The following is a 13554-nucleotide window of genomic DNA, read 5'->3' on the forward strand; positions in this document are numbered from 1 at the left end:
GGCTCACGCCGCAGGCCCGTGCGCAAGGCTCACGCGGCAGGCCCGTGCGCAAGTCTCACGCCGCAGACCTATGAGCAAGTCTTCACGCCGCAGGTCGCTGCACCGGCGGGCCGACGTAGCGAGCCGAGGGACGGATGATCTTCGGGTCGGCCGCCTGCTCCAGGATGTGCGCCGTCCAGCCGATCGTGCGGGCGATCGCGAAGGTTGGTGTGAACATCGCACGCGGGATGCCGCACTCCTCCATCACGATCGCGGCCCAGTACTCGACGTTCGCGTGCAGGCCGCGGCCCGGCTTCGCCTCGTCGAGCAGACGTTCGGCGGTGCGCTCGAACTCAAGCGCGAACGCCACCCGCGAACCGCCCAGACCCTGCGCGACGCGCTTCATCAGCTCGGCGCGCGGATCGGCCGTGCGATACACCGCGTGCCCGAACCCCATCAGTCTGCGCCCGGCGGCGAGCTCACCGCGGATCCAGGCCTCGATCCCGTCGGCGCCGCCCACGGCGTCCAGCCCGTCGAGAGCGCGCGCCGGGGCACCGCCGTGCAAGGGGCCGGTGAGCGCGCCGAGCGCACCGGTCAGGCAGGCGGCGACGTCGGCGCCGGTCGAAGCGATCACCCGGGCCGTGAACGTCGACGCGTTGAAGCCGTGGTCCATCACCGAGATCAGGTAGGCGGCGAGCGCGCGTTCCACCGCCGGCGTCGGCGCCGTCCCCGTCACCTGATGCAGGTAGTCCGCCACGACGCCGCGCCCCTCCAGGGTCGGCAGCGCCTCATCGCCCTGTGAGCGGCGCCACAGCCTGCCGACGAGCGGTGCGGTGAGCGCGGCCATCGTGAGCGCGTCGGACAGCCGCCCGTCGGCGCCGAGGTCGTAGAGGGGACGGATGCCGCACCTCGCGCCCAGCAGCGGCCACGAGGCGGCGAGCCCGGCCAGGACGTCCGCCGTCATCCGTGCCACCGCAGCCGTCACCTCGTCCAGGTCAGGGCGCGCACGGCCGACGAGCGCCTCGACCCGATCCCGGAACTCCGCCGTCGAGCGCTCGCTCGGCGCCTCGCCCGTGACGAGCAGCTGCCACGCGCCCTCGAACGTCGTGGACTCGGCGAGCTCGATCGCCGAGCGATCCCGGTACTGGTAGAAGCCCTCGTCGCCGCGCACATCGCCGATGGCCGTCTCGGCGACCACGACACCGGCGAGTCCGCGCGGGATCGCGGTCTTCGACATCATCGCGTCCATCTCCGTCTCCGTCCTGCGCCGCCGTCGGGGCGCTACAGTCAGTGTCAGAACTTGATCCACGGTTCGTCAATCTTGATCGGATCAACCTCATGACCGACCTCCCCCGTCTCACCGCTGCCCAGGCCGCCGCGCGACTCGGCGTCAAACCCGAATCGCTGTACGCGTACGTGTCACGCGGGCTGCTCTCGCGCGTACGCGACGCATCGGGCTCGTCGTTCGATCCGCTCGAGGTCGAGGCGTTCGCGCTGAGCCGGCGACGACGGGTCGCTCCGCGGGCCGTCGAAACGTCAGGCGGAGGGATGCCGCTCATGGTGCTCGACACCGCGCTGGCGCATCTCGAAGACGACGAGCTCTTCTACCGCGAGCGGTCTGCGGCACGGCTCGCCCGCGAGTCGACCTTCGAGGACGTCGTCCGATGGCTCTGGGAGGCACCGGGGCTCCGGGGCGCGGATGACGAGGATCTCGCCCTCGCCCGCCGGACCGCCGCCACGCTCGGCGCCGCGGCGACGCCCTTGGACCGGCTGCTCGTGGCAGTCACCGCGTTCGCGAGCACGGATCCGCTGCGCGACGATCCGGGCGCGGATGCTCTCGTGCGCGTCGGCTCGCGGCTCATCACCGGACTCCCGGCGGCGCTCACGCACGCACCGACAGCTGCGGAATCGATCGCCGCCACGCTGTGGGGCGCTCTGGCCGGCCGCCCGAGCGACAGCGGGCCACGGCTGGTGGACGCGGCGCTCGTGCTGGTCGTCGATCACGATCTCGCCGTGTCGACGCTCTCGGCGCGCGTGGCCGCGTCGGCACGCGGTTCGGCGTATGCGGTCGTCACGGCAGCCCTCGGCGCCTTCGATGCTCCCCTGCACGGCCACGCGAGCCGGGAGGCCGCGCGTCTCCTGCACGCGGTGGCCGGCGGGACGCCGCCTGCCGCCGCCATCGCCCGGGCCGTCCGCGACGGCGGGCGCGGCATCCCGGGCTTCGGCCAGCCGTTGTATGCCGGAGGCGACATGCGAGCGACCGTGCTGCTCGAACTGCTGCGTGACGCACCCGGCGGCGCCGAGATCGTCGATGTCGTCGACGCTGTCGCCACCGAGGTGGCCCGCCATGCCGACATCCGCCCGAACCTCGATCTTGCTCTGGCCGCGCTCACGCGGTGGGGCGACATGGGCGAGGACGCTGGATCGGTCGTCTTCGCGATCGGGCGCATGGCCGGATGGATCGCCCACGCGATCGACGAGTACGGCCGGCGCCCCATGCGACTGCGTCCGCGCGGGCGCTATGTCGGCCCCGCCGCCGCGGAGTGAGGCATCGCCGACGCCGGCACGCCAGTGTGTCAGCCGACGATGCCGCGCATCCACGAGGCCACGTCCGCGGCGAGCGCGGCCCCGATGTCGGCCGCCGCACGCTTGCGGCCCTTCACCTCGAACGAGTGGCCGCCTCCCACGACCCAGGCGATCTCGGCGACCCGGCAGGACGCGACCGCGGCCTCGAGCTGCTCGTGCGGGTCGATGAACGGGTCGTTCGTGCCCTCGACGAACAGCTGTGGCGGGACCACGCCGGGCAGATGCTCGACGCGCGGCTTGTCGGGCCGCCCGGGCGGGTGCAGCGGATAGCCGAGATAGACGAGTCCGGCGGGTGCGATGGCACCTTCCGCAGCGGCCATCGAGGCCATGCGCCCGCCGTAGGACTTTCCCAGCGCGAACACCGGCGCTCCCGCGGCGCGCTCGCGCATTGCGGCGTCGACCGCCCGCCACGTCGCGATGGCATGCGCCGCGGGCCCCGGCATCCGTCGTCCCTGCTCGACGTAGGGGAAGTTGAACCGCGCCGTCGCGACCCCCTCACGTGCGAGGCCCGTCGCGAACCCGAGGAGGAAGGGATGCCGCAGCCCGGCGCCCGCGCCGTGCGCCACCGCCGCGAACGCCCAGGCACCTGCCGGCGTCTCGAACTCGGCCGACACCCGGGTCGTGCCGGACGGCAGCTCGACGGGGATCACCGCCTCGTTCGTCGTCATGGTCAGCCCTTCTTCGTGCTCATGCGTCGAGGTCGATCGTCCCGTGTCGTGCCGCCTCGGCGAAGCGCTCCAGCATCCAGGCTCCGATCGCGAACCACGCGGCACCGAGCCCCAGCGCGACCGCGAAGCCGACGGCGAGCGCACCCCACGCATCCGGGTCGCCGTCGAGCACGGCGCGAAGGCCGCGCAGGGAATGCGTGACCGGGAAGATCTGCGCGAACCACTGCACCGGCGCCGGCCAGAACGCCACCGGCACGAGCGCGCCGCAGACCAGACCCATCACGTTGTGCGTGACGTTCGACGCGGCGTTCCGCCACGACGGCCGGCGCAGCACGAGAGCGGCGAGAGGCAGCGCGAACCCGTAGCTCGCCACGACGCTCACCACTGCGGCGAGCACGGACGCGACGAGGCCCTCGGCGGTGGTCGCGAATCCGAACAGCGGCGGAAGCACGACCAGCGACACGAGCGAGGTGGTGACCGCGCTGGGCAGCCACTGCGTGCTGCGCCCCGCGAACGCGGGCCACGCCCGCCCGGGCGCCGAGACGAGCAGCGGCAGCGTGCCCGTCCCGCGCTCCCATGCCGTCGACTGGATCACCCACATGGTCTCGGCCACGCCGACGAACAGCCCGCGCCCGATGAGGAGGAAGTAGGTGGCATCGCGGCTCTGCAGCAGCAGGCCGATCAGCCCGAAGAAGGCGACCTCCATGAGGCACCGCAGCAGCCAGCCGCTCGACCACGACCACCACGTGTAGTTGGTCCGCAGGTCGCCGAGCCCCGTGCGCACCGCGCGGGTGAAGATCCGCACGCTCGAAGGTCGCGCGCGCAGCAGCACATCAGGTGAGGCCAAGCTTGCCCTCCCGCCTGGCGTTGCGCATCGTGAGCACCAGAAGCGCATGGGCGACCACGTACGTCACCGCCGCGAGTCCGAGGATCACCGCGAGGCGCCACGGCCATCCCTGAAGTCCGACGCCGGTCGCCGACGCGCGCAGCAGATCGGCCGACCACGACAGGTACACCCCGCGCGCGAGCACCTGCACCCACTCCGGGTACAGCGCGATCGGAACCAGCACGCCGCCCAGCACGTAGAACGGGTAGCTCAGGCTGTTCTGGAAGATGCGCGGCGACCGGGAGTTGACGAAGAACACCGCGAACAGCAGCGCCGTCGCGACAGTCGCCAGCGACATCGCCACGTAGGTGAGGGCGAACACGAGAGGGTCTGCGACGACCGGCACCACGCCGAAGAACAGCCAGCCGGTGAGCGCCGACAGCGGCAGGGCGACCCAGGACGCCACGGTGATGACGGCGACCCTGCCCACCATCACGAGCTCCAGCCGGGCGGGCGCTGCCGCGATGGCCTCGAGCGACTGATTGTCGCGTTCGTTCGCGATGACCTCACCCGACCTCAGCAGCGCGAGTGCCCACAGCGCGATGACCGCGGGAGCCAGCACGGCATACGCGTCGAGGTCGGCCCGACCGCTGAAGCGGAAGATCGCGAGATACCCCAGTGTCTGCAGCGGAACGAGCCACACCGCGAACAGCTCCGACGGCGAGCGGCGCAGCATCCGCACCTCCAGCAGTGCTGCGGCACCCATCACGCGCAGCGCGCGGACGCGTCTCACCGGACGTCCATCCCGCGATCCCCGATGACGTGCACGTATACCTCGTCGAGGCTCGGCGAGGTCACCGCCACCTGCGTGAGTCCCTGAGCGATGAGGGCAGACAGCACGCGGGCGACGGACTTCCTGCCCTGCGTCTCGACGCGCACCGTGGCGCCGTCGCGCACCTCGGCCGACACGACGTCGTCGCGCGCGTCGAGCTCGGCTCTCACCCGCTCCGCCGTGACCGGATCAGGGGCTCTCACGTCGACGCGCTCGTACGTCGTCAGCAGCTCGCCCAGTCCCCGCGGCGTGCTCGTCGCGAGCAGCCGACCGCCGTCGATCATCGACACCTCGGTGCACAGGGCCTCGGCCTCTGCCATATCGTGCGTCGTGAGCAGCACGGTGGACCCTGCGGCGACGACGCCGCGCACGAGGTCGCGGAACGCATGCGCCGACACCGGGTCCATCCCCGTGGTCGGCTCGTCGAGCAGCAGCACCTCGGGCTGCGGCAGGAGCCCGCGCGCGAGGTGCAGTCGCTGCTTCATGCCGCGGCTGAAGCGCTCGACGGCAAGTTCCACGCCGGTCAGCCCGACCTGCTCGATCACGGTGTCGATGCGGAGGGATGCCGCGTCCCCAGGCATCCCGTACATCGCGGCCCAGAACTCCAGATTCTGCCGTGCGGTGAGCTTGGCGTACAAGCCCCGATCGCCGCCGAGAACCAGGCCGATACGGCGGCGCACCTCGATGGCGTCCCGTTCCACGTCGAAGCCGGCGACCCGCGCCGACCCGCTCGTCGGGACGAGCACCGTGGCCAGGATCTTGCACAGCGTGGTCTTGCCCGCGCCGTTCGGCCCGAGAAGTCCGTGCACGGTGCCCGGCGCCACCGTGAGCGTCAGGCCGTCGAGCGCCGTCACGCGCCGCTGCGCCCCGCGCACCCGATACTCCCGCCGCAGCTCGCGGACCTCGATCGCGGCGGGCGCGGCGGCCGGCGTCATCGCGGGTCGTCGTCCTTGTCGGTCTCACCCGTGCGGGCCTCATCGGCCGCATCGGGTGCCGGGGCCGCTCCGGCTTCGGGCCGGGGTGTGTCGGGCGTCCCCGCCGACTCGGTCTCGGGGGCGTCCGCGGGCCGAGCGGCGGCGGGGTCCGTCGACGGCGTCACCCGCTCGCCGTACTTCGGCGGTTCGGAAGACGGCGATGCCGCGGCGGGGGCGGCCGGCGCCGCCGGCGGAGTCGTCGGCTGCGGCCGCACGGCTGCCGACTGCGGCCCCAGCACCTGACGGGCGCGATGCACGCTGTTCTGCGCGACGGTGACCTCGTAGTGGTCGGCGAGCACCTGCATGACCGACGCGTAATCGCGACGGCGGCGGACGAAGGAGTACGCGACGATGCTCATGAGCATGCCGATCGCGATGCCCACGAACAGCACCCCGACGAAGGCCTGGATGGGCACCGAGGGCGATCCGATCACCAGGATGGCCGAGAACAGCAGCCCGAGCAGCACGCCGTTCACCGCGCCCGATCGCGCCGCCGAGGCATAGCCCAGCCGGCCGGTGATCCGTTCGATGGAGCGCAGTCCCTGTCCGACGATCGCGATGTCGCGCGCCGGGATGTCGGCCGCGATCAGCGACGACACCGCCTTCTGCGCCGCCTCGTAGGTCGGGAAGTTCGCCACCGTCTCGCCGACGGCTTCCGAGCCCTGCGGGAGGCGCCCTCCCATCATGGTCATCTCCCCATCCTCCCACGGCACGCGGACTACGCTGGGACGTGTGAGCACGCAGAGGGTTTTCGTCGCGCGCCTTTCCGGGTGCTCGGTCTTCGACCCTGCCGGCGACCGTCTCGGCAAGGTCCGCGACGTCGTCGTCATCTACCGAAAAGACGATCCGCCCCGCGTCATCGGACTCGTCGTGGAGATCCCCGGCCGGCGCAACGTGTTCGTGTCGATCGGCCGTGTCACCTCGATCGTCACCGGCCAGGTCATCACGACGGGACTCATCAACGTCCGCCGGTTCCAGCAGCGCGGCGGCGAGGTGCGTGTCATGGCCGAGCTGATCGGCCGCAAGGTGTTCCTCGCCGACGGCTCGGGCACCGCCGTCATCGAAGACGTCGCCATCGAGCGCAACCGACTGGGCGAGTGGGACGTCGGCCAGCTCTTCCTGCGCAAGCCCAAGACCAGCGCCTCGCCGTTCGCCAAGGGTCCGACGACGTTCGCCGGCTGGGAGGACGTGCGCGAGAGCCAGGTGCCGGGCGAGGCCCAGTCCGCCGAGCAGCTGGTCGCGACCTACTCCGAGCTGCGCCCGGCCGATCTGGCGAACACGCTGCTCGATCTTCCCGAGGAGCGGCTGCTCGAGGTGGTCGAAGAGCTCCCCGACGACCGTCTCGCCGACGCCCTCGAAGAGATGCCCGAAGAGGAGCAGGTGCACATCCTCGAAGCCCTGGACGACGAGCGCGCCGCCGACATCCTCGACGCGATGGAGCCCGACGACGCCGCCGACGTCCTGGGACAGCTTCCCGAGGACCAGCGCGAAGAGCTGCTCGACCTCATGGAGCCCGAAGAGGCCGAGGACGTCCGCGCGCTGCTCAAATACGGTCCCGACACGGCCGGCGGTCTCATGACCAGCGAGCCGATCGTGCTGTCGGCGGACGCGACGATCGCCGAGGCTCTCGCACTCATCCGCCGGCACGAACTGCACCCGGCCCTCGCCGCCGCGGTCTTCGTGACGCTGCCGCCGTATGAGACGCCCACGGGCCGCCTGCTCGGCACGGTTCATTTCCAGCGGATGCTGCGCTACCCGCCGCACGAGCGGCTCGGCGCGATCATCGACGACACCCTGGACCCGGTGCCGGCGACGGCGTCCGCCGCCGAGGTCGCCCGCCTGCTCGCATCGTACGACCTGGTGTCACTGCCGGTCGTCGATCCCGCGCACCGCCTGGTCGGTGCCGTCAGCGTCGACGATGTGCTCGACTATCTCCTCCCCGAGGACTGGAGATCCCAGGATGCCGCCGATGAGCATCGCGCGTCCGACTCGGATCCGCAGACGACCGCGAGCACGTCCGCCACGACCAAGCCGCTGCGTGCAGGGAGGAGGCGCTGATGGCACGCAACACCCGCCAGCCGACGCTCGACGCCCCGCGCGGCCGCTCAGGAATGCTCCAGCGCGCCCCGCAGCAGCAGTCCAGCGACCGCTTCGGCCGGTTCTCCGAAGCGTTCGCACGTGCGATGGGCACATCCGGCTTCCTCATCGGCATGACGGTCTTCGTCGCCGTGTGGCTGTGCTGGAACATCTTCATGCCGCCGCAGCTGCAGTTCGACCCGGCGGCGACGAACTTCACGCTGCTGACCCTCATCCTGTCGCTCCAGGCGTCGTATGCCGCTCCGCTCATCCTGTTGGCGCAGAACCGCCAGGACGACCGCGACCGCGTGCAGATCGAGCAGGACCGCCAGCGCGCCGAGCGCAACCTGGCCGACACCGAGTACCTCGCGCGTGAGGTCGTCGCACTGCGCATGGCCGTCACCGATTACTCCGAGCAGGTGCTGACCCGCGAGATGCTGCGCACCGAGCTCCGGGCGCTGCTGGACAAGCTCGACACGGCCGCCGAGGCCGAGACCGGCACCGCGCGATGAACGGCGGCTCCCCCGCGGACGCCGTCCGCGCGGCGGTCGGCGCCGTCCCCGACCCCGAGCTGCGTCGCCCGATCGGCGAGCTCGACATGGTGCGCGACATCTCCGTCGACGCGGGCGTCGCTCATGTCGCCATCGTCCTCACGATCGTCGGCTGTCCGGCCGCCGATCGCATCGCCGCCGATGTCACGGCGGCTGCGGCATCCGTTCCGGGCATTGACGAGGTGACGCTCGAAGTGGGCGTCATGACGCCGGCGGAGCGGCACGCCCTCACGGACCGGCTGCGCGGCGGGCGCTCACGCGAGATGCCGTTCGGCCCAGGGACGCTGACGCGCGTGATCGCCGTGACCAGCGGCAAGGGCGGGGTCGGCAAGTCGACCGTCACGGCGAACCTCGCCGCATCCCTCGCCGCGCGGGGGCTCGCCGTGGGGCTCATCGACGCCGACGTGCACGGGTTCTCGATCCCCGGTCAGCTGGGCCTCGTCGGTCCCGACGGAACCGTGCCGCAGCCCACCCGTGTCGACGACCTCATGCTGCCGCCGGTGGCGCACGGAGTGAAGGTCATCTCCATCGGCATGTTCCTCCGTCGCGCGGACGGCGACGGAGGCCCGCTCGGCGCCGTCGCGTGGCGCGGCCCCATGCTGCACCGCACGGTGCAGCAGTTCCTCACCGACGTCTATTTCGGCGACCTCGACATCCTGCTGCTCGACATGCCCCCCGGGACGGGGGACGTCGCCATCTCTGTCGGGCAGCTGCTGCCCAATGCCGAGGTGCTCGTCGTGACGACGCCGCAGACCGCCGCCTCCGATGTCGCGGTCCGCAGCGGACTGGTCGCGCGGCAGACGGGGCAGAAGGTGATCGGCGTCGTCGAGAACATGGCGGCGATGGCGCTTCCTGACGGAACCCTCCTCGACCTGTTCGGCGACGGCGGCGGCCAGGCCGTCGCTGCCGCGCTGAGCACCGCGGTCGCGGACGGCGACGCCCGAGAGCCGGTGCCGCTGCTCGGCTCGGTGCCGCTCAGCCCGGTGCTGCGAAGGGACGCGGATGCCGGCATCCCGGCCGTTCTCGCTCACCCGGACGACCCTGCTGCCCGCGCCATCGCCGAGGTGGCCGATGCTCTCGCCCGCGTGCCGCGAGGCCTCGCCGGCCGGAGCCTGCCGTTCCGGCCCCGCTGACCGGCGTCCGACGTCGGCTCAGGTGGCCTCGTCGTCGAACGGCGGCGGGCCGTCCATCCCGTTCCGGAAAGGCTCGCGGACCGGCGGCGGAGGCACCGTCGCGACGGCGGTGGCAGTGGTGGTGGTACGGGGTGCGACCGGCGCGTCGTCGAGGAGCGCCTCACGGATGATCCGGCGGGGGTCATACTGACGCGGGTCGAGGGTGCGCCAGTCGACGTCGTCGAAGTCCTCACCCATCTCGTCGCGTACCCGCGACCGTGCCGTCGACACCCAGGCGCGCGCGCGCTTGGTCAGCGCCGCCAGCGACTCGGCGTACCGGGGAAGGCGCTCAGGCCCCAGGATGAGCGCAGCGACGACGCCGATCAGCAGAAGCTTCTCGATCGTGAGGCCGAAGATCATGACTTCAGGTTACCGCCGTGCCTGCTCCGTCAGCGCCGCGGGTCCGCGTAGGCTGGCGGGCGGAGGAATTCGCATGGGAGAGCAGAACGCGAACCAGCGGTTCGTCGACGAGGCCACGAGTGAACCCGATCACATCGCGGCCGCACGGGCTCACGCGCTCGAGCTCGGCGCCGCGCCGGTGAGCGCGGCGATCGGCGCGCAGTGCGCCGTGATCGCCGCGGCGTCGCAGGCGCTCAGCATCGTCGAGATCGGCACCGGAGCGGGCGTATCGGGGCTGTGGCTGCTGCATGGATCGCCCCGCGCGACGCTCACCACGATCGACAAGGAGCCGGAGCACCTGGGCGCCGCTCGCCAGGCGTTCGCCGATGCGCGGATCCCGGCCGCTCGCGCGCGCTTCATCACCGGACGTGCGTCCGAGGTCCTTCCCCGCATGAATGAGGCCTCGTACGACATCGTCCTCGTCGACGCGGATCCCGAAGGAGTCATCGAGTACGTCGAGCACGGGCTGCGCCTCGTGCGCGCCGGCGGCACGGTCCTCGTGCCGCGTGTTCTCGCCGGGGGCGCCGTCGCCGACCCGGTGCGCCGCGATCCGGTGACGACGGCCTACCGCTCGCTCATCCAGGAGACGCAGGGCTCCCCCGCCGTCATCGGGGCGCTGTCGATCACCGGTGAGGGACTCCTGCAGCTCACCACCGTCCCGTCCGCCTGAAGCCTCCTCGGCCGGCGCCGGGTATGCGAAAGGCCGGTCCGGGGACCGGCCTTTCGGGACGATGCGACTTACGCGGCGTTGACGACGCCACCCAGAACGTCGTAGAGCTCTTTAGCCTCAGCGTCGTTCACAGAGACGACCAGACGGCCGCCACCCTCGAGCGGTACCCGCACGATGATGAGTCGACCCTCCTTCACGGCCTCCATCGGCCCGTCTCCGGTTCTCGGCTTCATGGCTGCCATTGCGGCTCCTTTACATCGATGGTCTGCCAGACAAGTTTATCGTGAGGGCACCCGCCCCGGGGCACGGCTGTGGAAAGCGGCATCCGATCTTCGGACCTCACGGTACCTGCCAGGCGGTATTCCCGAGGGCGTACATGTTGTAGATCCACCACCACTGCCCCAGCAGGCAGGCCGCGAGCACGCCGATCCGCCAGACACGCGACCGCGGCGCGGCGACGGCGCCCCACAGCGGCGACAACGGCACGAGCAGGCGGAAGATGCTCGACTGCGGAAAGAAGACCAGCACGAGGTAGAACAGGTAGCTCGCGCTCCAGAGCCGGATCTCGGCGCCGAGTCGTCTCACCTGGGGCAGGAAGAGCAACGCGGCGGCGATCGCGACGATCCCCGCACCCACGGCGACGTACCCCCACACCAGGGGCAGCTGCCACATCGTGACGAACCAGAACCGGATGCCTGCGTCGAACGCCTCGAACGGGGCGAAGCTGGCATCGCCCGGTATCCAGTTCCGGCGCCAGGCGAGTTCGGTCGACAGGTAGGCACCCGGGTCGCCCGTGATCCATCCGGCGACGACCTGCCATGCGAAGCCGGCGACCGTCGCCAGCAGTCCGAGCGTCACGATATGGATGATCTCGCGCCTGCCGAGGTGCTCGCGCCGGCGGTTCAGCCAGCGCCAGATGCCGAACAGCGCGAGGAACAGCGCGAACGCGAGCACGCCGGGCCGGGTGAACGCCATCAGCGGTATCAGCAGATAGAGCCAGCCGTACCTGCGGCGCAGAACGCACCACAACGCGCAGAACAGCCAGAGCAGGTACAGCGTCTCGGCGTACCCGACCTGGAAGAGCGCCGCCAACGGCCCGCAGGTGAAGAAGACCACCGCCCACAGCGTCGCGGACGAGTCGAGACGAAGCCGCAGCAACCGGTAGAGGACGAGGGATGCCGCGTACCCGGCCGCGAGTGAGACGATCAGTGCGCCGATCGCCCATTGGCCGAAGGGCAGCGAGACCCACTGCGCGAGGTAGGGGAAGACAGGCATGAAGGCCCAGGCGTTCTCGGCGATCTGCCCGGAGTCCGTGAGCGGCAGCTGCGATGGATACCCCGAGTACGCGATCAGCCAGTACCAGGTCCCGTCCCACGCCACGATCGTCGAGGCGAGATCGGCGTCGGGACCCATCCGCGAGCCCACGCCCGACAGGTCGGCTGCCAGAAGCAGCATCGCCGTCGTCACAAGCCGCGCGGCGACGTAGATCACAGCCACGTGCATGGCCGTGCGACCACGGCGCTCCGGGACGCCAGGAGCCTCGGCCGGCGGCTGCCCCTCAGTCACGAGCGGTCAGCTGCCTGCGAGCCACGCACGCAGGCCATGCTCGACGGCCTCGATCTGGGCGATCGGAACGCGTTCCTCATCGTGGTGCGCCAGGCTCGGATCACCAGGCCCGTAGTTCACCGCCGGGACGCCCAGCGCACTGAAGCGAGCGACGTCCGTCCACCCGTACTTGGGCCGCGGCTCCGCATTCACCGCGGCGAGGAACTCCTGCGCCAGCGGGGCGTCGAGCCCGGGACGAGCGCCGGCGGCGCCGTCGACGACCTCGACCTCGAGGCCGGCGAACACCTCGCGGACGTGCGCCTCTGCCTCGGCGAGGTCACGGTTGGGCGCGAAGCGGTAGTTGACCTCGACCTCGCAGAGGTCGGGAATCACATTGCCGGCGACGCCACCGCGGATCCGCACGGCGTTCAGGCCTTCGCGGTACACGAGGCCCTCGACCGGGACCTCACGCGGGCGGTACTCCGCGAGACGCGCCAGCACGGGTGCGGCCTTGTGGATGGCGTTCTCGCCCACCCATGCACGGGCGCTGTGCGCACGAACGCCATGAGTACGCACGATCGCACGCAGGTTGCCGTTGCAACCGCCCTCGACGGCGCCGTTCGAGGGCTCGCCGAGGATCGCGAAGTCGCCCTGGAAGAGGTCGGGGCGCGTGCGAGCGAGCCTCGTCAAGCCGTTGAGGTCGGCGTCGACCTCTTCGTGGTCGTACCACATCCACGTGATGTCGACGCGGGGTTCGACGAGCTCCGCCGCGAGCTTCAGCTGCACGGCGGTGCCGGCTTTCATGTCGACGGTGCCGCGGCCCCAGATCACCGGGATGCCGTCGACGACGGTGTCCCGCGTCGGCAGGTTGTCGTTGATGGGAACGGTGTCGATGTGCCCGGCGATCACGACGCGCTGCGGTCGTCCGAGGTTCGTCCGCGCGACGATCGTGTCACCGTCGCGATAGACCTCGAGGTGCGCAAGCGCAGAGATCGCGTCGTGGATGGCGTCGGCGAGCACACGCTCGTCACCGGAGACACTCGGAATGTCGCAGATGTTCCGCGTGAGTTCGACGGAGGACACAGAGAGATCGAGCAACGCCATTGTTCGAGTCTACCCAGGGCGACAGCGGCGCCCGACGAGAGTCGCGTTAACGCGGAATGGCCACCCAGTGTTGGGTGGCCATTCCGTGAATGGGTGTCCGGCGGTGTCCTACTCTCCCACAGGGTCCCCCCTGCAGTACCATCGGCGCTGAGAGGCTTAGCTTCCGGGTTCG

The 13554-nt window shown here is 71.1% G+C and carries 15 protein-coding genes and 1 rRNA gene; 5 read left to right on the top strand and 11 right to left on the bottom strand.

Annotation, left to right across the window (positions count from 1 at the left end; translation table 11 throughout):
• Positions 1–82: 82 nt before the first annotated feature.
• Positions 83–1228 carry a citrate/2-methylcitrate synthase gene (locus IF188_RS08575; RefSeq protein ID WP_191171353.1) on the bottom strand — a complete coding sequence of 382 codons (1146 nt, stop codon included), beginning with the start codon at positions 1226–1228 and terminating at the stop codon, positions 83–85.
• A gap of 89 nt (positions 1229–1317) precedes the next feature.
• Between IF188_RS08575 and IF188_RS08580 the strand changes: the two genes are divergently transcribed.
• A complete protein-coding gene (locus tag IF188_RS08580; protein ID WP_191171354.1) occupies positions 1318–2526 on the top strand; it encodes a citrate/2-methylcitrate synthase in 1209 nt (402 codons plus the stop codon).
• 29 nt (positions 2527–2555) lie between these two features.
• Here the strand turns inward: IF188_RS08580 and IF188_RS08585 are convergent, their stop codons facing one another.
• The 5 genes from IF188_RS08585 to IF188_RS08605 are packed head-to-tail and all read right to left on the bottom strand — an operon-like array spanning position 2556 to position 6557.
• On the bottom strand, positions 2556–3233 hold the full coding sequence (locus IF188_RS08585) for an alpha/beta hydrolase family protein (protein ID WP_191171355.1): 678 nt from the start codon (positions 3231–3233) through the stop codon (positions 2556–2558).
• Positions 3234–3252: 19 nt separating this feature from the next.
• Entirely contained in the window at positions 3253–4080 is an 828-nt protein-coding gene (locus IF188_RS08590) for an ABC transporter permease (RefSeq protein WP_191171356.1), read from the bottom strand.
• Positions 4067–4852 carry an ABC transporter permease gene (locus tag IF188_RS08595; RefSeq protein ID WP_191171357.1) on the bottom strand — a complete coding sequence of 262 codons (786 nt, stop codon included), beginning with the start codon at positions 4850–4852 and terminating at the stop codon, positions 4067–4069. Before IF188_RS08595 ends, IF188_RS08590 begins: the two co-directional genes overlap by 14 nt.
• A complete protein-coding gene (locus tag IF188_RS08600) occupies positions 4849–5826 on the bottom strand; it encodes an ABC transporter ATP-binding protein (RefSeq protein WP_191171358.1) in 978 nt (325 codons plus the stop codon). Before IF188_RS08600 ends, IF188_RS08595 begins: the two co-directional genes overlap by 4 nt.
• Positions 5823–6557, bottom strand: a complete 735-nt coding sequence (locus IF188_RS08605) for a general stress protein (RefSeq protein WP_191171359.1) — start codon at positions 6555–6557, stop codon at positions 5823–5825. The genes IF188_RS08600 and IF188_RS08605 overlap by 4 nt, the downstream gene beginning before the upstream one ends.
• A gap of 40 nt (positions 6558–6597) precedes the next feature.
• Between IF188_RS08605 and IF188_RS08610 the strand changes: the two genes are divergently transcribed.
• From IF188_RS08610 to IF188_RS08620, 3 genes are read left to right on the top strand one after another with little or no spacing between them, the layout of a single operon-like run.
• Positions 6598–7923 carry a magnesium transporter MgtE N-terminal domain-containing protein gene (locus IF188_RS08610; protein ID WP_191171360.1) on the top strand — a complete coding sequence of 442 codons (1326 nt, stop codon included), beginning with the start codon at positions 6598–6600 and terminating at the stop codon, positions 7921–7923.
• On the top strand, positions 7923–8453 hold the full coding sequence (locus tag IF188_RS08615) for a DUF1003 domain-containing protein (RefSeq protein ID WP_191171361.1): 531 nt from the start codon (positions 7923–7925) through the stop codon (positions 8451–8453). Before IF188_RS08610 ends, IF188_RS08615 begins: the two co-directional genes overlap by 1 nt.
• Entirely contained in the window at positions 8450–9625 is a 1176-nt protein-coding gene (locus tag IF188_RS08620; protein ID WP_191171362.1) for an Mrp/NBP35 family ATP-binding protein, read from the top strand. The genes IF188_RS08615 and IF188_RS08620 overlap by 4 nt, the downstream gene beginning before the upstream one ends.
• Positions 9626–9643: 18 nt before the next feature.
• Here IF188_RS08620 and IF188_RS08625 read toward each other — a convergent pair whose 3' ends face one another.
• The gene (locus IF188_RS08625) at positions 9644–10024 is read right to left on the bottom strand and encodes a Sec-independent protein translocase family protein (protein ID WP_191171363.1); all 381 of its coding nucleotides are present in this window, start codon (positions 10022–10024) and stop codon (positions 9644–9646) included.
• 73 nt (positions 10025–10097) lie between these two features.
• On the opposite strand from IF188_RS08625, the gene IF188_RS08630 reads away from it, so the two are divergent.
• Entirely contained in the window at positions 10098–10733 is a 636-nt protein-coding gene (locus IF188_RS08630) for an O-methyltransferase (protein WP_191171364.1), read from the top strand.
• A 68-nt stretch (positions 10734–10801) separates the two neighbouring features.
• On the opposite strand, the gene IF188_RS08635 is transcribed toward IF188_RS08630, so the two are convergent.
• From IF188_RS08635 to rrf, 4 genes are all read right to left on the bottom strand, one after another.
• On the bottom strand, positions 10802–10975 hold the full coding sequence (locus IF188_RS08635) for a DUF3117 domain-containing protein (RefSeq protein ID WP_019179788.1): 174 nt from the start codon (positions 10973–10975) through the stop codon (positions 10802–10804).
• 97 nt (positions 10976–11072) lie between these two features.
• Positions 11073–12236 carry a hypothetical protein gene (locus IF188_RS08640; RefSeq protein ID WP_191171392.1) on the bottom strand — a complete coding sequence of 388 codons (1164 nt, stop codon included), beginning with the start codon at positions 12234–12236 and terminating at the stop codon, positions 11073–11075.
• Positions 12237–12305: 69 nt separating this feature from the next.
• Positions 12306–13382, bottom strand: coding sequence for a succinyl-diaminopimelate desuccinylase (gene dapE / locus IF188_RS08645; protein ID WP_191171365.1), 1077 nt, complete (start codon positions 13380–13382; stop codon positions 12306–12308).
• A gap of 95 nt (positions 13383–13477) precedes the next feature.
• A 5S ribosomal RNA gene (gene rrf / locus IF188_RS08650) occupies positions 13478–13554 on the bottom strand; the annotation flags it as partial.

It is taken from the genome of Microbacterium helvum, from assembly GCF_014779795.1.
In the GTDB taxonomy this organism is placed as follows: domain Bacteria; phylum Actinomycetota; class Actinomycetes; order Actinomycetales; family Microbacteriaceae; genus Microbacterium; species Microbacterium helvum.